The 25,504-nt window shown below is 45.5% G+C and carries 13 protein-coding genes; all 13 read left to right on the forward strand.

The window, feature by feature from the left end; translation table 11 throughout:
• Positions 1-12 precede the first annotated feature (12 nt).
• The 13 genes from ABZD21_RS03490 to ABZD21_RS03550 all read left to right on the forward strand — a co-directional run bounded on the left by ABZD21_RS03490 (position 13) and on the right by ABZD21_RS03550 (position 25,500).
• Positions 13-1,929, forward strand: a complete 1,917-nt coding sequence (locus tag ABZD21_RS03490) for a RagB/SusD family nutrient uptake outer membrane protein (RefSeq protein WP_372772938.1) — start codon at positions 13-15, stop codon at positions 1,927-1,929.
• 34 nt (positions 1,930-1,963) lie between these two features.
• Positions 1,964-3,133: a DUF5000 domain-containing lipoprotein gene (locus tag ABZD21_RS03495; protein ID WP_372772939.1), complete on the forward strand. Its 1,170-nt coding sequence runs from the start codon at positions 1,964-1,966 to the stop codon at positions 3,131-3,133.
• Positions 3,134-3,164: 31 nt separating this feature from the next.
• Positions 3,165-4,373: a DUF4998 domain-containing protein gene (locus ABZD21_RS03500; protein ID WP_372772940.1), complete on the forward strand. Its 1,209-nt coding sequence runs from the start codon at positions 3,165-3,167 to the stop codon at positions 4,371-4,373.
• A 118-nt stretch (positions 4,374-4,491) separates the two neighbouring features.
• The gene (locus tag ABZD21_RS03505) at positions 4,492-5,736 is read left to right on the forward strand and encodes a hypothetical protein (protein WP_372772941.1); all 1,245 of its coding nucleotides are present in this window, start codon (positions 4,492-4,494) and stop codon (positions 5,734-5,736) included.
• Positions 5,737-6,074: 338 nt separating this feature from the next.
• Complete coding sequence (locus ABZD21_RS03510) at positions 6,075-7,265, forward strand: glycoside hydrolase family 88 protein (protein WP_372772942.1); 1,191 nt, start codon at positions 6,075-6,077, stop codon at positions 7,263-7,265.
• Between the two features lie 222 nt (positions 7,266-7,487).
• Positions 7,488-8,918: a hypothetical protein gene (locus ABZD21_RS03515; RefSeq protein WP_372772943.1), complete on the forward strand. Its 1,431-nt coding sequence runs from the start codon at positions 7,488-7,490 to the stop codon at positions 8,916-8,918.
• 52 nt (positions 8,919-8,970) lie between these two features.
• Positions 8,971-12,453, forward strand: coding sequence for a hypothetical protein (locus tag ABZD21_RS03520; RefSeq protein WP_372772944.1), 3,483 nt, complete (start codon positions 8,971-8,973; stop codon positions 12,451-12,453).
• Between the two features lie 42 nt (positions 12,454-12,495).
• A complete protein-coding gene (locus ABZD21_RS03525) occupies positions 12,496-15,342 on the forward strand; it encodes a discoidin domain-containing protein (RefSeq protein ID WP_372772945.1) in 2,847 nt (948 codons plus the stop codon).
• A 128-nt stretch (positions 15,343-15,470) separates the two neighbouring features.
• On the forward strand, positions 15,471-19,334 hold the full coding sequence (locus ABZD21_RS03530; protein WP_372772946.1) for a carbohydrate-binding protein: 3,864 nt from the start codon (positions 15,471-15,473) through the stop codon (positions 19,332-19,334).
• 217 nt (positions 19,335-19,551) lie between these two features.
• Positions 19,552-20,217: a hypothetical protein gene (locus ABZD21_RS03535; RefSeq protein WP_372772947.1), complete on the forward strand. Its 666-nt coding sequence runs from the start codon at positions 19,552-19,554 to the stop codon at positions 20,215-20,217.
• A gap of 524 nt (positions 20,218-20,741) precedes the next feature.
• The gene (locus ABZD21_RS03540) at positions 20,742-22,562 is read left to right on the forward strand and encodes an arylsulfatase (protein ID WP_372772948.1); all 1,821 of its coding nucleotides are present in this window, start codon (positions 20,742-20,744) and stop codon (positions 22,560-22,562) included.
• A 54-nt stretch (positions 22,563-22,616) separates the two neighbouring features.
• Positions 22,617-24,197, forward strand: a complete 1,581-nt coding sequence (locus ABZD21_RS03545) for an arylsulfatase (protein WP_372772949.1) — start codon at positions 22,617-22,619, stop codon at positions 24,195-24,197.
• 10 nt (positions 24,198-24,207) lie between these two features.
• Positions 24,208-25,500 carry a bile acid:sodium symporter family protein gene (locus ABZD21_RS03550; RefSeq protein WP_372772950.1) on the forward strand — a complete coding sequence of 431 codons (1,293 nt, stop codon included), beginning with the start codon at positions 24,208-24,210 and terminating at the stop codon, positions 25,498-25,500.
• Positions 25,501-25,504 lie beyond the last annotated feature (4 nt).

Below are 25,504 nucleotides of genomic sequence, written 5' to 3' on the forward strand. Positions count from 1 at the left end.
ACTTAAACGATTATGAGAAAATTATATAGATTCATTATACTATGTATTACGCTTTATAGCGTTGGTGCATGCGATTACCTGAATATTGTGCCGGACAACGTGGCAACAATTGATTATGCCTTCAGAAACCGCACAGTTGCCGAAAAGTATTTGTTTACTTGCTACAGCTATCGCCCAACGATCGGTGGTGTAAACCTCGACCCGGCTCTGGGTGGCGCCGATGAAACCTGGTTGTATTACCCGGCCAACTGGCCAAACACTTGGATTGCTCGTGGCTATCAGAATGCTACCAGTCCGTATATTAACTACTGGGATGGCGAAAACAGCGGAAAACCTTTATGGGAAGGGATTCGCGATTGTAATATCTTTTTAGAGAATATTGGACAAGTTCAGGATATGGATGATTTTGAAAAAGATCGTTGGATTGCTGAAGTGAAGTTCCTGAAGGCCTACTATCATTACTACTTGTTCAAATGCTATGGCCCGATTCCGATTGTTGATGTGAATTTGCCTATTTCGGCTGGTGTTGAAGAAGTAAAGGTTTATCGCGAATCGGTAGATGATGTGGTTACTTACATCACTGATCTAATGGCCGAAGCAATGGAGAATTTACCAAAATCGGCTGATGTACTGGTAGGTATTGAAGCCGGCCGGGCTGATAAAACAATCGCCTCGGCTATGCGTGCCGAAGTTCTGATGCTTGCCGCAAGTCCGTTGTTTAATGGCAATACCGACTATGCCAGTATTGTTGATAATCGTGGCGTTCAGCTGTTCCCACAATCTTACGACGAAAACAAGTGGGTTTTGGCCGCTGAAGCCTGCAAAGAAGCCATCGACTTAGCTCATGAGGGAAACAAAGCCATTTACGACCTCGTAGATCCGATTATTGCCAATGCTCCGGACCAATTTAAGTTGCAAACAACCTATCGTCAGGCTATTTGCGACCGATGGAATAAAGAGCTGATTTGGGGAAATACCAATAACGACGCCAGCTGGTTGCAGGTGCAATCGCAGGCAAAGATCGTTCGTTTGAATGCCGAAGCCGAGAAAGTGGTGCGTAACTCATGGGCGCCTACTATTAAGCTGGTTGAAAAATACTATTCAACAAACGGTGTGCCTATTGAAGAGGATATCGATTGGCAAGATAACGGATGGTATACCAACAGATACAAAGTTCGGACAGAACCTTCAGCCGGAGAAGAGATTTACTATGTGAAAGAAGGAGAGAAAACGGCCTATCTGCATTTCGAACGCGAACCACGTTTCTATGCCAGTATTGGTTTCGACCGGGGTATTTACTTCGGAAGCGGATACTATGACTTCCCGGGCAATGTGAAATTTGCTAATTTCTTCGCTCTTGGCGAATCTGGTAAATACTCGTCGGATAACTACAGTTTGACCGGCTACACAGCAAAGAAAATGCACAGTTTCAAAAATACATTAACCTCTTCGGCTTATACAACCGAATATTATCCGTTCCCGATTATGCGTTTGGCCGATTTATACCTGTTGTATGCCGAAGCATTGAACGAAGTAGGTGGACCAACTGAGGAAGTATTTACCTATATCGATGCGGTTCGCGAACGTGCCGGTTTGGCCGGAGTAAAAGAGTCGTGGCTAAATTATTCGGTTTATCCCAACAAGCCCGAAACAAAAGAAGGACTGCGCGAAATTATTCATCGCGAACGTACGATTGAGCTGGCGCTCGAAGGAAAACGATTCTGGGATATCCGTCGCTGGAAGAAAATTGATGAATTGAATGAACAACCAAAAGGATGGAACATTCAAGGACAAAACACCGAAGACTTCTACAAGGTTCTTTCCGTTGCTCAGTCTCCGGTTAAATTCACAGTTAAAGACTACTTGTGGCCTATTAAAGAGGAGAATATCACGGTTAATAATAACCTGGTTCAGAATTATGGATGGTAGTAATGACTCAATTAACGATTAAAACGCAGAGAAAATGAAAAAATATATCTATATACTACTCGTTGCTGTTTGGGCATTTGCCTGCGATGAAGAGCCTATCGGGCAGCAACCTACAGATGCAATCGCTCCCGGACCGGTTTCAAATATAACCGTGGAAAATATTCCGGGCGGTGCTATTTTAACCTACGACCTTCCCGATGATGAAGACTTGCTTTATGTAAAAGCTGTTTATACTCTAAGTGATGGACTTGAAAGCGAGGTTCGTGCTTCGTTATACTCCGATACGCTGAAAATTGAAGGTTTTGGTGATACGCTGACTCACGAGGTTTCGGTGGTTGCAGTAGACCGCAGCCGTAACGAGTCTGAAAAAGTGTACACCACTGTTGAGCCGCTCACACCTCCGGTGCATATCGTTGGCGAAACATTGAACATGGTTACCGACTTTGGTGGTGTAAGTGCTTTTTGGCAAAACACTCTCCGTGCTGAAGTATCAGTTGTTATGCTGATGGAAGATAACAATGGCGAATATGTGCCGGTGAATACCGTTTATAGCACGATGGAGGATGGAGTTGGTTCTTATCGTGGGTTGGATACCATCCCGGGTAATTTCGCCATTTATGTACAGGATCGCTGGGCGAATCAGAGTGAAATTAAATACTATTCGCTTACTCCGCTTTATGAAACGCAGCTTGATCGCTTGAAGTTTAGTGAAGTAATTTTGCCGGGTGATGAACCTGCTGCCTACGGTTGGATCCTTCCTAACCTTTGGGATGGAACGGTTAGCAAAAACAGTGGTTTCCACACCGGTAGTACAGGAAATTGGCCTCAATATGTCACATTCGACCTGGGTGTGAATGCTCAGCTTAGCCGCATGAAAGTATTCCAGCGTACGGGCTACGAATACCGACACGGAAACCCGCGTAGTTACGAAGTGTGGGGGTGCACCGAACTTACCAGTGATATTCTCACCGGAAGCTGGGATGGATGGACAAAATTATTGGACTGCGAATCAATTAAGCCATCCGGACTTCCACTGGGATCGACCTCCGCCGAAGATATCGCCTGGGTTGCGGCAGGTGAAGAGTTTATCTTTTCGCCAACGCTGCCAAGGACTCGTTATATCCGCTTTAAAGTGACACGTAACTGGTCTGATGGTTCTTTCTTCCACTTGACTGAACTCGAATTTTATGGCGATAACAGGTAAGCTTAGTTCATAAAACTAAAATGAAAAAAAGATGAAAAAAATATATCTGTATTTGATAGTAATAACTTCTGTTTTAATCCATTCGTGTACGGAGATGAATGATTTGCACGAAGGTTATCTCGAAGAGGGCGAAACAATTTATGCGGCCAAAGTCGACAGTGCCGCAGCGCTTGCCGGTGACAACCGGATTCAACTTGATTTGATCATTGAATCACAACGAATTGATTTTGTTCGTATTTATTGGAACGACTACACTGATTCGAGCGATGTGGCAATAGGCAACCAAATTGGTACATTTTCTCACGTAATTGATAACATGGAGGAGAGGAGCTACATCTTTCAATGTATGAGCTTCGATAAATTTGGTAATCCTTCGCTGCCTTACGAGGTTACTGGAAAAGTTTATGGCGATAATTATCGCACCCAGTTATCGAACCGTCGGGTATCGATGGAGCAGGTTGATACCGAAACTGCTACTAGCGTGATTTTACTAAATTGGACCATTCTTAGTTCACTGGATCAAGGGGTGATGTTGGAATACACTGATGCCCTGGGCAATTTGGTGCAAACAATGGTGCCGGCCGACGAAACGAAAACTTATATTGAAAGTTGGAAGTCGGAAGGTACAATAAAGTACAGTACGGTGTACAAGCCCGAAGAAACTGCCGTTGATGTATTTGAGGCTGAGCAAATGGAAATGTCTTTCCCTTTGCGGGTTTTACAATTGGATCGGGGGTTGTGGCAGAAAGTTGTTCTTCCTACCGATGGAGTCTTTGATTGTTACGGGGGTAGCATCGAAAACCTTTGGGATGGAGGCCGGGATACCTGGTATCACTCAAATTGTGTTCTCGATGGCACCGATGGTGTCCCTCATCACTTCACACTCGATCTTGGTGTTACAGCCGAATTGACAAGCTTCCTGGTTACCCCTCGTCAAAGCCGGAATACCCGAAATCCAAAGCATTTCCAGATTTGGGGTAGAGCCGATTTAGATGGTGCCGAAACAACTGCAGCTCCAACCGATCCGGACTGGGATGTAGATGCTGAAGCAAAAGGGTGGATTCTAATTCACGAGGAATTCTGCGATGAGTCGTGGAACGGATCAAACGCTGATTACGAAGTGGAGATTGGGAACGATACTCCGGTTCGGTACATTCGATTCCGAGTTCTGGAAACCTTTGATGGTGGCCAGCAAACAGCTTTGTCTGAATTTGAATTCTGGGCTAGCAGTATCCAATAATATGCGCAAATGAAAACTCATAACAACATTAGTTTTTGTTAAATACATCAGAAGGTGCAGCAGTTTTGTTGCGCCTTCTTGTTTTTCACCCCGGTTCAAAATTTAAAGAACAAGAAAAATGAATGTTAGACAGCTTTTATTACTTGCCTTTTTATTTGGCTGTGTGCCGTTTGTGAATGCGCAAAGTAGTTTCGAACAAGGATACTACATTGACAATGCAGGGAGTAAAACCACCTGTTGGATCCGAAATGTGGGGACAGCAGAGTCGGCCGGAAAATACGAGTACCGAGTAGATCCCGATGGCGATATTGCCCCGTTTTCATTGGCAAAAGTGGCCGAATTCGGAATTGAAAACAAGCTGAAATGTATCCGGGCGTTGATTGCTGTTGATATTACTCCGGAACGAATAAAACGCGAGGAACAAGCCAGTCAGGAACCGGAATGGGACATGGGGCATGCGTTTCTGAAAGTGCTTGTTGATGGCGATGCGGCCAAGCTTTATTCATATTTCACCGAAGGTGAAGAACTATTCTACTTTCAAACAGATTCGTCAAAAATATTGCTGCTTCGTCACAAAGTTTATAGCCTCGAAATTACGCCTGGAATAGTCGAGAAAAAGCTGGTCGACAATACCTACCGCGACCAGTTGGTGAACTACCTGCCTTGCCCGGAACGCTTAGATCCCCAATCGCTGAGTTACTCCAGAAAGGCCCTCATGGCTTATTTTCAGGTGTATAATGAATGTCAACAAGCTTCCTACTCACATCCCGAGTATGCACAACATAAGCGAGGGAGGTTTTCCATCAAACTTGGTGCAAGCTTTAACCGAATGGAGATGAGTGTCTCTGAGCAAACTGCCGGAATGTCGATCTATTTTTCCGATGAATACAGCCCCGGTTTTAGTGCCGAAGCGGAGTATATTCTTGCTTTCAACAACTATAAATGGGGCCTGTTCTCCGAGCTAAACTATTACAGTTACTTCTCCGGGTATTCCGAGAATTCTGTAAACGACAATCACGATGGCTATGTGGTCGATTATAAAACCATTGAGTTTCCTTTTGGGGTGAATTATTACATGCATCTCAATAAAAACAACCACTTGTATGTCCGTCTGGCTTTTGCACCGCATGTGGTATTGAGCAAGTCGTCTATTTTGTTGAATGCCGACGAGGGGCATGGTTTTTCAAATGTTTCGAGATCCTTTGTCGGAGTAGGCTATAACTACAAACGCTTGAGTTGCGAAGCTCGTTTTTACTCCAGGCAAGATTTAACCAGCAACCTGCATCAGCGGGGATCGGAATATGGCCAGATTTCATTCCGCCTAACGTATGCTTTGTTTCAAAAAAACGGACCTGTTTTGTAAGCGGAGGTTTATGGCTGCTATCAGTGTTGCAATCATGCAATTATAGCTTCAGTGTGCAACAAATATCTTAGGATTTGCAACATGTCTGCTAGTTATTTGATAGCTCCGGCAACTAATTTTGACAAAAAGTACATGAGAACATGCGCGTTGGTGATATGAACCTATGCGTAATAAAAAGAAAACGAATTTTAGTAAAAAAACACAAAGATGGGAAGGATAAAAATTTTGTGCCGTAGGTTTTGGTGAGTAAATGTACCGCTCTTGACGGTGGTTTGAAATTGATCGGGTGCCAATTCTATAGAAACTAAATTTTTGCCTCTTTTTTAATTAACCTAATTATGAAGGATTTTATAGCAATCAGTTTGATTACTCTTCTTTTCGCGGGTTGTTGCAACCAAAGCAACGACTTTGCCGGTTTGGTAAAACATTCAGAAAAACAATTTGAAGAAGCTTTGGAGATCATTGAGCCCATTCGGGAGGATAGCATCGGAGAGTTTCCCCGTACTTTCGAGGACGGCAAGGTTAAAATGGTAGCTTCGGCCGATTGGACGAGTGGTTTTTTCCCCGGAAACCTGTGGATGATGTACGAACTAACAGGAAAAGAGGAATGGAAGCAACGCGCAATTGAATTTACCTCGCCGTTAAAAGCCGAGCAATGGAATGGCTCCGACCACGATATTGGTTTTAAAATGTATTGTAGTTATGGAAGAGCGATCAAATTTGTCGATGATCCGGAATATCGCGAAATCCTGATTCAATCGGCAAAAACATTGGCTACGCGTTATAGTCCGGTGGTGGGCTGTATTCGCTCCTGGAATAACAACCCGGTTACCAGCCATTGGAAATATCCGGTGATCATCGATAATATGATGAATCTGGAACTGCTATTGTGGGCTGCTAACGAAACCGGAAATGAAAGTTTCAAGGAAATTGCAGTCAGTCATGCGCTTACAACTATGGAAAGTCAGTTTCGTGAAGACTATTCATGTTACCATGTGGTTGACTATGATCCTGAAACCGGCGAAGTGTTGAACCGGAACACGCACCAGGGTGCCGCCGATGAAAGCGATTGGGCCAGAGGGCAAGGTTGGGCAGTATATGGCTACACCATGATGTATCGCGAAACCGGAATTCAGGAGTTTTTAAACCATGCCCGAAAAATTGCTGACTATTTGTTAACGATTGATGGAATGCGGGAAGGGGAAATTCCTTACTGGGATTTTGAAGCCCCCGAACTGCCTAATGAGCCTTACGATGCTTCAGCTGCCGCAGTCATTTCTTCCGCCTTATTTGAGCTTTATCAATACACTTCAAACGAAGCATACTACAAAACAGCCGATGGTTTGCTTGCCAGCTTGTCGTCTCCCGAGTTTTTAGCCGAGGTGGGCCAAAACGGTGGTTTCTTGCTGAAACATTCCACCGGCTCCAAACCCTTCAATTCCGAAATTGATGTACCCTTGGTATACGCTGACTACTATTTTCTCGAAGCACTGATCCGAAAAAACAACTGCACCAAAGCCGAGGTGTAAGCAATACGGTTTGGTGGTTTTGCCTTTCAAAGGCAAACGGGAACCCAGCACCTTCGGAATTTTAATACGTGTAGAAGAAAAGCCCGATCAACGGGAGGTCTGAATACGATGAAACAAACCTGTTGCTTAGAGCAGAAACGACAACTGAAACTATTTTGCGGCAGCAGGTAAGTTCCATCAACGAATCAAAAAAACAAGTTATTCACTGAGTAAAATAAACCAATGAAAAAATTATCCGTCAGCCTGACAGTCATTTCACTCCTGATTCTAAATTCGATTTACGCCCAACGAGTAGCGGTTGTTTACACAACGCCAACCGAGCGCTGGGTTGAAACGACAAAAGCGGCAAAGGTTGAAACATCGGCCGATGACGCGGATATCACCGTTTTTGTCGACCAAAAACTGCATGAAATTGATGGCGTCGGTGGTGCTTTTAACGAATTGGGTTGGACTGCCATACAGGCTTTGCCGGCAGAAAAACAGCAAGAGGTGTTCAACTCCCTGTTTTCAGCCGGGGGCTGTAATTTCTCCATGTGCCGAATCCCGGTTGGCGCCAGCGATTACGCGCTTAGTTACTACTCGAGTAACGATGTTCCCGAAGACTTTGAGATGAGGGACTTTAACATCGACCGCGATAAATTCATTCTTATTCCCTACATCAAAGGAGCTTTGAAGGTTCGTCCGAATCTCTTGGTTTGGGCATCGCCTTGGTCGCCTCCGGCCTGGATGAAAGTGAATGAACACTATGCCATGCGTAGTGGTGATTTTGAAAATGCCTCTGAGGGGAATAAAATGGTTCCCGATGCACAAATCTTAAATAACGCAACAGCCTTTAAAATGCAGGAGCGTTACCTGAAAGCTTACGCGCTCTATTTTTCAAAATTTGTTCAGGCTTATGCCAATGAAGGTGTTCCGCTTTTTGCTATTCAGCCTCAAAACGAAATTGCCTATCAGCCCAATTGGCCAAGCTGTACCTGGCGCCCCGAGGATATGGCCTACTTCATCGGCGAGTTCCTCGGACCGCAGTTTGAAAAAGACAGCTTGGATGCCCAAATTTGGTTAGGAACGGTTAATTCAGGCGATCCGCAATATGTGCGCACCATCCTTCAACATAAATCTGCCGGAAAATATCTCACCGGTGTCGGTTTTCAATGGGGAGGAGCCAAATCAATTCCAACCATTCACAAAGAGTTTAAAGACACCAAATTGATGCAAACCGAAAACAAATGTGGCGAACATGAAAATGACTGGACTTCGGTGCAACGCTCATGGAAGGATATTGTGCATTACATCAGCAACGGAGCCGGATCGTACATGTACTGGAACATGGTGTTGGACGAGACCGGGAAAAGTGCTTGGGGATGGCCACAAAACTCAATGGTGGTAATCAATCGCGACAAAAAAGAAATTACCTACACCGACGAGTTTTACCTGTTCAAGCATCTATCTCATTTTGTGCAGCCGGGTGCCCGCCTGCTTCATTCTTCGGAAGGTGAAAACCACCTGGCCTTTGAATTAGCTGACGGACGGGTGATGTTGCTGCTGAACAATCCCGCGGAGACCGGTAAAACGGTCAACGTACTGGTGGGGGCCACACCTGTTTCGGTGGAGCTGAAACCAAGCTCAATCAGTTCGGTGATTATAAGCAACTAAAGGATTCCCGATTGGATCCAATTCTTTTAAAAGAACGATAATAGTACCTAAAATGAAATTGAAATTCGCTGTCATCATCCTGTTTTTTGCAAGCACCGTTCACGCACAACTAACCAAATCGGTTGGCAAATCTGATTTCTCCGATTGGTCGGGAATCGCGAAAGTGAAAGAAGGTGTCGCTTCTCTAAATAATGGTGACACAGTAGTTTATAGTTATTCCAATCAAAACCGCATTTATTTTCCGGGTATTAGCAGACCCTTTTACGGCGATGCAGCCGATTGGACAATATACAGCGGTCTGGCGTTCGACATTTTCCTCAATACTGAAAGTGCGACCGATGTTGCGGCCATACTAAAAGTGGATGAACGCGACTACAGTGAGTTGAATCCGGTGAGTACAGCCAAACTTCGATTGGTGGGAAAGGGCTGGCATACGGTTTATTTGCCGTGGGACAGGTTCGATATTGATCTGGGGCAACGCCGCGGAACGCTCTTCGCTGTAAAGCAGGTGCTGCTGACTGCCACCTCCGAAAAAGGCTGGCAATTGCGCAATGTGCGGGTGACAAAAGGACTCACGACTTCAATCGTTGCGGATATAAAGGGGAAAGCTTCGGACGCAGGAAGTAAAGTAACCTATGACTTTGAAGTGGGGAACACCACCGGTTATGCTCAGGGCGTACAATTAATGGTGCAAAAACAGGGCTGGGAAACAATGGCGGCAAGTCTCAGCGAAACCGCGTTCGAATTGGCTCCCGGTGAGGTGAAGAAACTTCAGCTGGAGGTTAATATTCCGAATAAGCTGCCGGAAGGAATCCGCGAAAAACAAGTGGTGCGAGCCATGGCAAATGGTTTTGGCGAATCGGAGGTGAAAATCGAATTTATTACTGCGGTTCGTGTGGCCACGCCAAACATTGTTTTTACCGAAGATGGTTGGCAAAAAGTAAGGAATAAAGTTGCAACCTACGACTGGGCTAAAAAAGGGTATGACGACTATGTAAAAAGGGCGGAAAAATGGAACGTGCCCGAAGGAAGTGACTTTTCAACGATCGAAGGCAGGCCGTTGGGACAAACGGTTTTTAATACCAATGGAGCTGAAATTTATGATTGTGGCGTTGCCTACCAGCTCACTAAAAACGAAGCATACGCGGCCAAGTGTTTAAGTCTGTTGCGCCGTTTGTCCGATCCCGACGCGGGGTATCCGGCTACATTGGTTGGAGGTAGCAACTCGTTTGTGGGCGAAGGCAAATTCTGGCAGGCGGTCGGTCGCATGTACGACATGGTTCGTCAGAGCGACCAATTTACCGAAGCCGATCACCGGCAGATTCAGGATATGTTTCGTCTGTTTGTTACACAAACCATTAAAGGAAACAGCAAAGGAGCCATCAGTAACTGGAATGTGGCCGAATTAACGGCTGCATTTTATTCTGCCATGAACCTTCAGGACTGGAATCTGATCGATCAGATCCTGGCCGGACCAACGGGCATTTACAAGCATCTTGAGCATGGAATTATGAACGACGGCTGGTGGTACGAGTGTGCCGTTGGGTACAATACCTGGGTAGCTACCGAGTTTTCAGAAATAGCCATCGCCCTTCAACCTTGGGGAATCAACTTTAAAGACCGGCAGTTTCCATTGGGCACATCAAAACATTTTTCCTTGCTGTCTAGTCGGCGCCAGGGCGGTATCATGGGAATGGAATTTGAAAAGTGGGGCAACATGGAGCGCAACTACGTGAGCATAAAGGATATGTGGGACGCATCCATTCCGTTCATCGATTTTAGGGGCGTTTTGCCGGCCATTAACGATGCTGTGGAAGATAAGGTTTCCGGCAAGTCATACGAGCTGGCATACTACCTCTATCGCGATCCGGAGTATGCGGCCATCATTAATCGTGGTCGTGGTCGCGACTTGCTGTATGGGGTCCCCGATTTACCGGATTTTACCTCCGAAAAAATGAAACAATCGGCCTACGCCGACAACATGGGGGTGGTGATGCTGCGCTCGCAAACCAACGACCGTGAGCAACGCGAGCAAATACAGGCGGCTTTACACTACGGCTCGCATGGCGGATATCATGGACACTTCGACCGTACCAGTTTAGTTAACATGACCCGTTACGGGCGTAGTTTCTACGGAACGCTGGCCTACTGGTTTGGCTATTCAAGCTACATGTATAAATTCTGGAAACAGACATCAATCAATAAAAACATGGTTGTTGTGGATGAAAAAATGCAGCTGCCGGTAGAGAACTCCCGCACTCTCTTCCATTCGGGTAGCATGATGCAGGCCACAGCGGTTGAAACAAATTCAACATGGGCGTATGCTCCCTATGGAGGAATTCCCCGGGATAATTCATCCTTTGCCGAACAAATGTGGTCGGAAGGCCGCAGCATTGAAATGCCGGAAAATGCACCGGGCTTTGGTGAAGTAACCGGTCATACCGAACCGGTGATGCAACGCCGCGCGTTGGTTGTGATGGACGATTACCTGGTATTGGCAGACTATCTGGAAGGGCAGGAAGAACATCAGTTCGACTGGATGTTGCAAATTAAAGGGTTCAAGGATATTTCGGCTGAAAAACTGGAGTTTTCACATCATTCAAACCAAATGAATACCGACCCGCTTGGCAGTGCCCAGTTTATTACCGATTGCAATTGGTATAATGCGAAAGGAACGTCGAAAACACAATACGAAATGTGTTGGGGAGAGGGCTGCGACAATGAAGGACTTCGCCTACCTCACGGAATTGAAGGCTCCTTAAAAATGGATGTTTACAATGCCTGGCCGATTGAGAAAGAAATTATGGTTGGTACATCGACCCAAACAATTGGTGTGAACAAGAAATTGTGGTACACGGTAACTGCCGATGGAACGACATTGCTGAATGACAGCACGGGAGCCTGGATTCTCGGAAGCAAGCAGATTGAACTGGACATTAGCGGTAGAAAACAGTTGGAGCTAATCTCGAAAACAGAGACAAAAGTGAATAACAACACGCTTTTCTGGGGAGATGCCAAACTAATTCTGAAAGATGGCTCTGAGGTTTTTGTTTCCTCATTGCCGGTGAAATACGAGAACGTTTTATTGCCCGAAGAAAAGGGACGGGACTACTACGGTGGCCCTGTTAAAATCCAGGGCGAACTATTGAACAATTCCACACCGGCCATGCCGGAAAACCTGGAAAAGGCAGCAAGAGTTACGATCGACCTATCCGGACTGGATGTCGTGTCTTTTAACGCAAAAGTTGGGGGCGACTATCCGTTGGGTAACGAGGCTGCCCGCCTGAAAAACATGGCCGTTCGCAGCCATGGTAAAAAAGCCCGCTACCTGGCCGTTATTGAACCCTACGAAAACGAGTCGCTGGTGAAATCGGTGACAGCTAAAAACGAAAACGAGTTGGTTGTTGAGTTGAAGGACGGAAGAGTACAGCAAATAACAATCGTAGGATTGGAGGGCGAGCGTAAAAATATTGAAGTCACAACAAAGGAGTTTGTAAACGGAGAGTTGGTGAGATCTGAAAGTACCAACCAATAGACAGAGAATGAGATAATTGAACCAGCGACTAAATAAACCATTATGAAAAGGAATTACAATTTGGGAATGTTTAAACTTTACATTCCGCTACTACTTGCGCTTACGTTGTGTTGCCTGGCCGGTTCTGCGAAGGATTTTTATGTTTCGCCCTCGGGGAGCGACAACAGTGTCGGGACGCTTGAAAAGCCTTTTGCCACAATCGCGTTTGCCCAACTGAAAGTAAGGGAGTATAAAAAGGCTAATCCGGCCGATGAGGTTACAGTGTATCTTAAAGGTGGAAAATATTACTTGTCAGAGCCCATTGTTTTTACAGCTGATGATAGCGGTTGCAAAGAAGCGCCAATTGCCTACAAAGCCTACAAAAACGAAGAACCGTTGATTTTGGGTGGAGTAAAACTGAAGGGATTGAAATGGGAAAAATGCGACGACAATATCTACAAAAGCAAAGTGCCTGAAGGCCTGGTATTCGAAACCTTGTTTATTAACGGAAAGCAGCAAGTGCTTGCCCGCTATCCAAACTATACCGAAGATGCTCCTGCCTTTAATGGTATTGCTTCCGATTGCTTGTCGAAAGAACGGGTGGCTACCTGGAATGATCCAACCTACGGATATTTTCATGCCATGCACAACGCTCTCTGGGGAGGAGTACATTATCAAATTACCGGTAAGAAAAACGAAAATGAAGTGCTGCTGGAAGGTGGAACACAAAACAATCGTGGCAGCAGCAAACATGCCGAGTATCGCTTTGTTGAAAATATTTTTGAAGAACTCGACACCTTGAACGAGTGGTACTTAAACCGCCATACGTTCGAACTTTATTTCTATCCTGAAAAAGGTGTCGATTTAAATAAGGCCGAAGTTGAAGTGGCTGCGTTGGAACAATTGTTTGTTTTTGCCGGCAGCGTGGAAAAACCTGTCCAGTACCTTTCAATTGAAGGGCTGACACTGAAACGAACAATTCGCACATTTATGAAAACCGCCGATCGTTTATTGCGCAGCGATTGGACCATCTACAGGGGCGGGGTGGTGCATTTTGAAGGAACTGAGAATTGTGCCATTAAAGATTGTGAGTTGAGCGACCTGGGGGGGAATGCCGTTTTCTTCAACCATTATAATAAAAACAGTTCGGTTGAAGGATGCCATATTTTCGATGTGGGAGGAAGCGGTGTTTGCTTTGTGGGCGACATCAACACTGCATGGCACGAAAATTACGACATCGGAAATGCTCCCGAATTGGAAGATCTTATTTTCACACGTGGACCCAAAAACAACAACTATCCGCAGTATTGCAAGGTTGATAATAACCTGATTCACAATATCGGTACCGTTGAAAAACAAACAGCCGGTGTTCACATCAGCCTGGCAGCCTATATCACTGTAAGCCGGAATAGTATTTACGATGTTCCACGCGCCGGAATAAACATCAGTGAAGGGAAATGGGGTGGAAATATCCTGGAATACAACGATGTTTTTCTAACCGTACAGGAAACCCACGATCACGGTGCATTCAACAGTTGGGGGCGCGACCGTTACTACACCAAAAACCGGGGTGCAGCCGGCGACAGAGTGGCCAGGCATGGGTACGACCTGGTATGGCTCGACATGCTCGATAAGAACATTATCAGAAATAACCGCTTCCGATGCGATCATGGCTGGGATATCGACCTGGACGACGGATCTGCCTGCTACGAGATCTACAATAATGTGTGTTTAAGCGGTGGTATCAAACTGCGCGACGGAATGCTCAGAACCGTCTACAATAATGTATGTATCAACAACTCGATGAACCTGCATGTGTGGCTCACTAACAGTGGCGACACCATTAAAAGCAACATCTGCACACATGGGTATATTCCAATTGGAATGCGCCACTGGGGGTCTTTGCTGGATTCAAATTTGTTTTTTCAAAAGGAGGCACTTACTAAAATCCAAACGTCCTATCATACCGATCCAAATAGTATTTATGGCGATCCCTTGTTCGTTGATCCGGTCAATGGCGATTTTACGGTGGCCGATACCTGTTTGGCAAATAAAATTGGCTGGGTTAATTTCCCAATGGATCAGTTTGGGGTACAAAAACCATCCTTAAAAGCTATTGCTAAAACTCCCGAGATACCTGCAGTCGAACTAACAGCAGATGAGGTGATTCCCGGAGTTGAGTACATGGGTGGTGTGATTAAGAACATTGTTAACGATGGTGAAAAATCAGCGGCCGGTTTGCCCGATTATAATGGTGCCAAAATAGAAAAAGGTCTTACCAAAGGAATTTTTTCGGTGGTGAAGTTACAGGAAGATGATGTGGTACTTAAAATGGACGATGAGGAAGTTAAAAACATCAACGACTTTATGTCTCGTCTAGCCGGCGAAAAGATATATAAAACCATTAGTGTGTGGCGCTATCAGAAAATGATTGTGATGGATTTACCCGATCCGGCCGATTGCAATATTCCAAAGTTGCTCAATAATGGCAATTGGAAAATCGTATCGTTCGATAGTGAGGCGGCGCCCGACTATACCGCTGAGAAGGCCATCGACAACGATCCACAGACGTTTTGGCATACACAGTTCGAACCAATGGAGCCAGCTTTCCCGCATGAAGTTGTGGTTGATATGGGCGAAGATTATATCCTTCATTCATTTGAATATACTCCCCGTCAGGGGTCATCGCATCCGCGCATCAAAGATTTTCAGTTGTTTGTATCAACTGATGGCGAAAGCTGGGGAAAGCCACTTTTAGTGGGAACTTTCAAAGATGCAGAAGACATCCAGACGTTCTCAGTCGGCAAGGTGAAAGCTCGTTATTTCAAACTGCTGGGACTTACGGGCTACACCCGCAATGCAGCGTCGATTGGCGAAATTTCCTTTGTCGGAACTTGTGTGCCTGAATAATACGGTTGGCACGAACATGTTTACCCGTAAACGTCAAAACGAACAATGAAACGCAATAAGTTTTGAAAGCTAGTCAAAAATCGACTGAACTTTTTTAGATGCAAACGATCAATAACTAAACCTAATAAATGATGGAAAAATCACTTCATTCAGTGAAACTGATTATTGTACTCGCAGCAGTATTTGTTTTTAGTGGCTTATACTCGTATGCTCAAATCACTGTAAACTCACTCCCTGAGTTACTTCCATATCTCGACGATGACAATGTATCCGTGAAGTTGGCTCCCGGAACGTATTCAATTACGGCCAGTGACATTACCAATGGTACATTTTCCGATTTTACGACCATAAATGGCAACAAGACTTATGTTTTGCTGCTGGTAGAAGGGAGTAACAGTACCTATGATTTTACAGGGGTTAAAATCAATATTGAAACGGCAGTTTTCAATGCCATTCCTTCCGATGCCGGAGACTTTTTTCAAATTCAGGTTGTTGGGAATAACAACGTACTGAAGAACCTGACGATGGAAGATGTTGGCTCGGTGCACGACTATCCAAAGTATGGTTGCCTGAATGTGGTGATGGATGGTCGTGAAAACCGCATTGAGGGTTTTCATATTACCACCAGAGGTTCGTTCCCTTATGGCTACGGCGACTGCTTCGGTAAAGGCGGAACTTATACCATCAAGCATTATAAGCATAGTGCTTTTTTGGTACGCGGCTTACGCAATCATGCCTTAAACGACACTATTTTTCACTACTCATATGGTCATGCTATGTTTATGCAGGCAGCCAGTTATCCAAAAATTGAGGGGTGTTATATTGTTGGCGAAGTGCGATCGACTGACGATATGTTGGCTGAAGAAGGAACCGGTTCGGCGGCCGACCTGATCGATTTCTACACCGTTTGGGGCTACCGTCTGCCTCCCGGTTTTATGAAAAGTCTGGGAGAAGGTGGTATTCGCGCTTATAATGCCGGGAATACAGTCATCGATGGAGTCGAGTATTCACGAGGAACTGATAATCCTACGATCATAAACAATTACATTAAGAACTTGCGTACCGGAGTTACCCTGACTCATGCTACCGGCACTAAATACGTGTCGGGATGTACCACAATAGGAACTGAAAGAGGATATGCCATTGGTTCGGGTACGATCGTTGATTGTTATTCGGATGTTCAGTACGGTCCAGCATTTGGGGTTGACTATGAAAGCGACAAAAACATTACCGCCGAAATAACTATTTTGCCTCACGAAGGGGAAACCTTCAATGGTGATAAGTACTGTGCATATATCACTGGGAGCGGGCATAACATCACCTTAAAATCACAAGTTACCAATCCCGATCAGGAGTTAAAAATTGAATTTGGGGGCGATAGGCGAATAATCTCCGACCTGGCGACGACTGAAAATTATTTAGCCAAAAACATTACCCTGTACAACTACACCAATTTCCCCATTGTATTAAACGACCTGACCAACGATAACTCCGGAGTATCCGGGGGCATGGTGACTGATTTCGGAACGAACAACAACTTCTCTCATATTGCGGTCTCTGCCGGAAAATACGAGGCTGAAAATTATAGCAACGCGAGTGGTGTTTCTACCGAAACGACTACCGATGAAGGTGCAGGCGAAAATGTGACTTCAATTGATTCGGGTGACTGGATGGAGTACGATATTGACGTCCCTTTTACTGGTACTTACCAAATTACCTATCGGGTGGCCAGCGAATCGGCCAATGGCAGTTTTAATGTGACTGTTGACGGAGAAACGCTCGAAACTGTAACTTTTTCATCCACAGGAGGAGCTCAAACGTGGACAAGCGTTTCATCGGCCAGCCCGGTCGTTCTAACCAAAGGAACCCAAAAGGTGAAACTTAACTCCAACAGCTCGGGCTGGAATATAAATTGGTTGGACTTGACCCTGGAATGCGCAGCTCTGGAGATTAAGCCAAAGTATGAAATTGTCAATCCAATGGGAAATTTGGTTGGCAGCTCGGAGTCAACTTCTATCAATCTTTTCAAGGGAAATACACTGCTGATAAAGCCGGAGCCTTCTGTCGGAGGTGTGTGGAACTGGACCGGACCAAACGGATTCGCATCCGGCCAACGGGAAATTGAGTTGGGAGACATTCAACTTGAAGATAGCGGAGACTATGTCGTTAGCGTTACAAACGACTGCGGACAGCAAAGCACACAAATAATTACGGTTTCAGTTCAGGATAGCTTTGTATTCGAAGCGGAATCGTATCAACAAATGAGTGGTGTAGAAACCCAGCTTGCGGAGAGCTCAAGCGGTGGCAGTATTGTTTCGGCTATTGAAGCCGGCGATTGGGTGGAATATGAGCTGGAGGTTCCTTTCTCAGCTATCTACACCATCGACTATGGGATTGCCAGTGAAACAGCTGGTAGCTTTTCGGCTGTGATCGACGGTGACGATACAAGGGAAATAAGTTTTGTGGCCTCCGGAGCTGCCGGAACATGGATCACCGTGAGTACAGATTCAATTGTGTATTTGGCCGAAGGAACGCACACGCTGCGTATTCTTGCAAATTCCTCGGGCTGGAATATCGATTGGATAAAACTGCGGGGAAAGCGTTTCGTGAGTCCTTGCTCACTTCCGGCTTTACACGCCGGTTTTACGGTCGTGTCGGATCAGTTAAACTGGTCGTCGGGACTCATTGATATTACCTGTGCAGAGAGTGTTAATATTTACACATCAATTGAAGGAGTAGGTAATCTGGATTCATTCAATTACCTGAAAATGTACTACAAAATTGATGATGGTGACCCGGTTGCACTCGCCAATAAAACTGGTGGTTTTGAATGGCAGTCGATCATTCGGAAGGGTTTGTCGGGCAGTACTCTGGAGTTACTGATAGAAGCAAATTCGATCCATGCATACGACTACTATTATCAGGTTTCCCAGATCAATATTGTCGAATCAACCGATCAGACAGCACGAATTGAAGCGGAAGACTTTGACGATATGTCCGGGGTAAGCACTTCGGCTACTCGTCTTGGTTCCATTCAGCCGGGCGAATGGAGTATGTATGCCGGCCTCGATCTGACCGGGCTGGAAAGTATCGATGCCTCGGTTGGTACAGTATACGATGATGCGTATATCGAAGTCCGTTTGGACTCGGTTGACGGCCTGTTGGCGGGAAAAATCATAGTGCCGAACACCGGCTCTTACAACAGCTATCAAACGGCTAACGGATCAATCTCAGAGGTTATCGGGATACATGATGTTTACCTGGTGTACCAAACCAGCGGTAGTCCGAACGTATGTAATATCGACTGGTTTCAGTTTCACGAAGCAGTACCCGTCGTAACAATAGATCCTTTCTCAAAGATCGAAGCTGAAGAATACAACAATATGCTTGGCATTCAGACTGAAAATACGGCTGATGAAGGTGGTGGTTTAAACGTTGGATGGATTGAGACGGGCGATTGGTTGATGTTTTCGGGAATCGATTTTACAGGAATAAAAAGTGTCGACACACGGTTGGCTACATCAAATTCAACAAGTACCATTGAGATCCGAATCGACAGCCCCACGGGCGACCTGATTGGCACGGTTACCGTGCCTAACACCGGTGGATTTCAAGCCTGGGAAACCGCAAACACGCAACTCTCGGATGTGTCGGGAACACACGACGTTTACCTCGTATTTAAAGGAGCCACCGGCTATTTATGTAACATCAACTGGTTGCAGTTTAAAGGAATTTCAACGGCATCTCAAAACGAAATCAATCGCTCATCAATTCGGATTTATCCCAATCCCGTTCTTGATAAATTAAAAATTGATGGAGGAAAAGATACGATCGTACGAATTTATAATCATGGGGGAGCAATCGTTAAAAATGCTGTTGTTAGTGAAAATATTCATACATTGGATGTTACCGAATTGAACGCGGGTTTTTATATTTTGAATCTTATTCGCGATAACAATGAAGTCGTCAATTTCAAAGTCATAAAAAAATAGCGTTTGCTTTCTATCGGGAAAAGCTGGTGTAATCATGGATATGAGTGATTTGCACCGGCCATGTTTATTATAAATCTCGTCATTGAGCGTTCGCGGCTATTTCAAAATTGAATTTCTTTCGAAGCTCATCTGCTGAAAACTTCAGTAACGTGGCGGTAGTTTTTTTGAGGCAGACAGAATGGAATATAAACCAAATAAGATATTTAAACTGAGAAGTATGAGACATCTATTTATTTGCATGGCTGTGCTGCTGTCGACTGCACTGCATGCCCAAACAGAAAAATTGAGTCCTGAGGATCTGAATTCCTGGTCGTTTTTCGGACAGGGAAGCAAAATGGTGGAAAGCCATAACATGTTTTTTATGAAGGAAGATCCTGCGTATAGCGATGGGGTAATGATTGTTAGTCCGGAAAGCTATGGTGAAGAGGTCGTCGTGAGGTACGAAGTAATGACCCTCACGCCCGCTACTGTGCTGGTGGCCATTCTTTCTGCTTCCAACCCGGGAGAAGATGCCAACCTGACCATCCCTGCCGATTACGATGGATCGATGAAGCTTTGGATTGACGATGTTGAAAGCTATTTCTACGCTTTTCGCAATGCACCACATAATTTCACTCCTTTTATCCGAAAGTATCCTGTACCCAAAGGGCAGGATCCCGCTCTGGTTTCGGCCGATCAGAATATCATGTACCCGGGTGTCTTCTATTCCATCGAATTGGGGCGCAATAAAGCGTCGCTTTGGCTTAAAATTGATGGTGAAAAAATTCTGGAGACGAGCGATGGCAATGCATGGAGCGGAGGACATATCGCATTCAGGATTCGTGGTACAGCGGGTGAATATGCAGCTTGTTTAATTCGAAATATGGAAATCATCAGGCCATAACCGAAGCTGATCAGGCAAAAAGAAAGCGATTTGGTAAGGCGTATTCTTTATATAAAAACAGGCGTGTCCTTAATCAGGTCATATATTCCCCGTTTGTGCTAAGTGTCATTGAGTTAGGTATTTGTGGTTTTTTTTGTTGGCATGGCGGTAATTCGTCCCGCTTCCGTTTGATGTTTCTATTAGATACAAAATAAAAAGGATTGAACATTTTATTTGAGCTTGTATTTAAACAATTTTCAGCTTTTTAAAACCTGAACCAATGAGGAGATCTTTTTTCAAGTTAACGGTATTGAAAGTTAGTTTGTTGACTTGTTTTTTTGACTCTGCTAATGAAAAAACAATAGGGGCGACAACTCTCTGGATGGCCCAGATGATGTTGATTTCATTTCACGCAAAATTCAACTTGTTCAGTTCATTTTCGGGGCAGTTTATACGAGTGGAAAATTCGATGAGAGGGATTTAGTTCCTTTAGGCTGAAACCAGCAATCGGCTTAATTATCAATCCGCAACAATTGAAGTAAACGATGAAATTAAATACCAATAGAACTGCAATCTTTTCCCTGGCTCTTTTCGCGTCAGGATGTAGCAATCCTAAGGTTCAAAACGAAATAAAGCAGAAGCCAAACGTGATCATGATCATGGTGGACGATGTGGGTTATGGCGACATTGCCGCTCATGGAAATCCCTGGATCAAAACGCCCAATATCGATCAGCTGCACCGCGTAAGTGCTCGTTTCACCGACTATCATGTGAGTCCAACCTGCGCGCCAACACGCGCTTCGATTATGACGGGACACCACAACTACCGGACAGGCGTTTTCTTCACCATCAAAGGGCGTTCGCTTATTCTCGAAAAGGAAACGACGATGCCTCAAATTTTTAAGGAAAACGGGTACAACACGGCCATTTTTGGTAAGTGGCACCTGGGCGATAATTACCCTTTCCGGCCCGAAGACAAAGGCTTCGATGAGGTGCTGGTACACAATGGTGGCGGCATTGGCCAAACCATGGATTACTGGGATAACGATTACTTCGACGATAAATACCTGCACAACGGCAAACTCGAGCAGTTCCAAGGCTATTGCAACGATGTTTGGTTCGAAAACGCGAAGAAATTCATCAGCGATAAAAAGGGTGAACCATTCTTTTGTTATCTCTCTACCAATGTGGCGCACTCGCCGTATTGGGTTGCCGATAACTATTCCAACCCTTATAAAGGCAATGATTCGATCCCGAACGCCGCTTTCTACGGCATGATTGCCAACATCGACGAAAACCTCGGGAAACTGGTCGATTTTCTGGAAGAACAGGAAATCATGGATAACACGATCCTGATTTTTACAGCTGACAATGGATCGGCTGCCGGTAACAAATTGGAGGGCGACCGTCTGGATGGTTTTGTTGCGAAGGGTTTCAACGATGGCATGCGCGGGGTAAAAGCCAGCATGTACGAAGGCGGACACCGCGTTCCGTTCTATATTCACTGGAAAAACGGCGGAATTGATCTTGGAAAAGACATAAACGAACTGACAGCTCATTACGATGTGTTGCCAACGCTGATCGACATGTGTAAGCTCGAACTAAAACAGGACTTGAAGTTCGACGGGCAGAGCATGGTGCCGCTGATGAATGGAGAACCCAACGGTTTTGCTGATCGGACCATCTTTGTAAATACCCAGTTTTCTACCGATCCGGTGCCTTGGAAACGAACTGCGTTGATGCACCAGAATTGGCGCTTGGTTGAAGGGACTGAATTGTACGATTTGGATACCGACCCCGAACAACGCACCAACGTGGCCGAGCAGCATCCGGAATTGATGAAGAAGTTTCTGGCGGAATACGATGCCTGGTGGGCCGAAATTTCGCCCACATTCGACGAGAAACCGTTTTTTATTATCGGTCATGAAGCGGAGAACCCAACAACTTTATATTGTCACGACTGGCATTCCGAAGAGTTTACCCCCTGGCAGCAAAACCACATCCGAACAGGAATGGTCAATAATGGCTTTTGGAGGGTTCGGGTGTCGGAAAGTGGTACCTACAGCTTTAAATTGCGGCGCTGGCCCAAAGAAACAGGTTTGGCTCTAAATGCTGAAGCTGCCGTTCGGCCGGCTTTGCCCGGAACGAGTGTCGATGCCAGTAAATTTGGAAAGGCCTTGACTATCCAAAAAGCCCGTATTCAGCTTCAGGATATTGAACAAGCAAAAACGGTTGAAGGGAACGAGCAATATATCGAGTTTACCATTCCCCTCAAAAAGGGGGAAACCCATTTGCAAACCTGGTTCACCCTGGCTGATGGTACCGAAATAGGAGCCTACTATGCTGAAGTGGAGAAGGTGATGTAGAGACGTTTCGTAGTGGAGCAATGTTGAAGTGTATGAGGAAATAATTTGCTGATAATGAATAGAATTGATAACAGGATGTTGATTTTTGGAACTTGTTTGGTTCCGGGTATGGTGTTTGGAGCCTGCAGTAATAAACAGGCTGAAGTTCAAAAACCCAATGTTGTTATAATTTATACCGACGACCAGGGATATGGCGATGTGAGCGCTTTGAATCCGGAAGCGAAATTCCGCACTCCTAATATGGACCGATTGGTAAACGAAGGGGTTGTTTTTACCGACGGGCATAGCAGTGACGCGGTGTGTACTCCTTCGCGCTATTCGTTGCTTACTGGCCGTTATAGTTGGCGTACGTCGCTGAAAGAAAGTGTTTTGGAGGCTGACGGCCCATGTTTGATTGAGCCCGGACGAATGACAATCGCGACCATGCTGAAAGAACAGGGATACAATACGGCCATGGTGGGCAAATGGCATCTGCAAATGGAGTTTGTGGGCGAAAATGGAAAAGACCGCGATTGGTCGAAACCCTTTACCCAAGGGCCAATCGAACACGGATTCGACTACTATTTCGGAATAGCCGCATCCATGAATTATGGCGTGCTTACTTACCTCGAAAATGATATGGTTACCGATCCTCCGGTTTTATTCACAAAAAAGAAACTGAATGTTACGCCGCGCACCTACCGGATGACTCCGCCTTACGAACAGGAAGGCGGCAAAGGTTATGTTGAAGTTGCTCCTTCTTTCAACGATGAATTGGTGTTGGAAACCTTTGCCGGAAAAGCCGTTGAATATATCAACGAAGTTGCAGCGGACGCTAAAAACGGCAAACCGTTCTTTTTATACCTGCCGTTAACCAGTCCGCATTTGCCGCACTGTACACACCCCGATTTTCAGGGACGCAGCAATTGTGGTAACTATGGCGATTTCATGGAGGAAACCGACTATCGTGTTGGCCAGGTTTTGGATGCTTTAAAAGAAAATGGACTCGAAGAAAATACATTGGTTATCTTCTCATCCGATAATGGTGCTGAAGTTAATTATACCTATCAACGCGATACCTATGACCACTGGAGCTGTATGAACTTCAAAGGCGGTAAGCGCGACATCTACGAGGGCGGTCATCGCGTCCCGTTCCTGATGCGCTGGCCAAAAGTCATCGCGGCCGGAAGCACAGTGAATCACCCGGTTTGTCAGTCGGACTACCTGGCAACGATCGCCGATATTGTTGGCGCATCAATCCCCGACAATGCGGCTGAAGACAGTCATAGCTTACTTTCGCTTATTACCGGGAAAAACGCCGAAGGATACGATGCCGAACGGGCAGTAATTCATCATTCAATTACAGGGCATTTTGCCATCCGGAAGGGTGATTGGAAACTCAATATGCTCCGGGGGTCAGGCGGCTCATTAAAACCTGTTTTTGTTGAAGTGAATCCGGGCGATGCCGAGTTTGAACTGTACAATATTGTCAATGATCCGGGCGAAACCACTAACTTGTATTTCGAACAGCCGGAAATTGTGGAACAGCTAAAAGCTGAAATCTCTAAAATCATTTCAAGTGGCCGGTCAACACCAGGAGCACCGCAACCCTTTGTGAAAGATAACTGGAGTCAGGTTACCTGGATGGAATTATAAAATAAGGTGTATGTTGGGTAAAAGAGTGTATAACGGATTTTTAGTTGTTGCCGGCATTGCGTTGGCAGCATTTCTGTTTTGCTATTTTACTGGCTGTACAGCTTTCGCCGGACCATTGCAGGTAGCCGCCTTTGTAGGTTTTGCTATCGGGGTTCGCGGCAGCGAAAGGTTGAAGGGATTTTCTTATTCACTGATGATCCTTTCTGCCGTATCCATTTCCATGTATTACCCGGAGCTCTTCCTGAAAGCCGGTAGCTTCGAGTTTAAGCAGCTCATCGTTCCCTTGCTTCAACTAATCATGTTTGGAATGGGATCGCAAATGAGCCTGAACGACTTTGCCGGAGTGATCAAAATGCCCAAAGGAGTGATTGCCGGTGTCATCTGTCAGTTTACCATTATGCCCGTCATAGGCATATCGGTGGCAACTTTTTTCGGTTTTCCGCCCGAAATTGCAGCCGGGATCGTGTTGGTGGGTTCGTCGCCCAGCGGCATGGCGTCCAATGTCATGTCGTTCATCGCAAAAGCGAACCTGGCTTTGTCGGTCACACTCACCGCTTTTGCCACCTTGTTGTCGCCGCTCATGACGCCCTTTTTAATGAAAATATTTGCCGGCGAACTGGTCGAAATCAACTTTTGGCAAATGATGATCGGTATTTTCAATATGGTGATTCTGCCAATTTGTGCCGGGCTCATTTTCAACTTGTTCAGCCGTGGCTTCAGGCTGAAAAGAACCGAATTGGCTCAATTGCTGCTGCTGGTGGCCATGATTTTCGTGAAGAGCATGATCAGTTTCCTGACCTCAGAGCTGGCTGTTGCAAGTCTTGCAGTCAGCTTCCTAATCGACTTCCTGATCTTTGCCGTTTTGCCGGTGCTGGCTACTGTTCTGTTTAACTTTTTTGCCAAAGGTGATCGAAAACTGCTGGAAAACCTGCTTTCATTTCTGTCCATGTTCGGCATTGCAGTCATCATTACCATTATTACCGCGGCCGGGCGCGACAGCTTGCTCGACGTCGGACTTCTGCTCATTGTGGCCTGTTTTATTCACAATGCGCTCGGGTACACCTTGGGCTATTCCGTTAGCAAGTTGCTGCGAATGAGCGAACAGGACTGCCGAACCATCGCCCTCGAAGTGGGCATGCAAAACGGTGGACTGGCCTCAGGTCTTGCTCTCGAAATGGGCAAAGTGGCTACTGTTGGACTGGCACCTGCCATCTTCGGGCCGCTCATGAATATTACCGGATCTTCGCTGGCTACCTGGTGGCGGGATCGGATTCCCAATCAATTAAAAACAACAAAACATTGAAAAA

This window comes from Mangrovibacterium sp. (genome assembly GCF_041596335.1).
GTDB lineage: Bacteria > Bacteroidota > Bacteroidia > Bacteroidales > Prolixibacteraceae > Mangrovibacterium.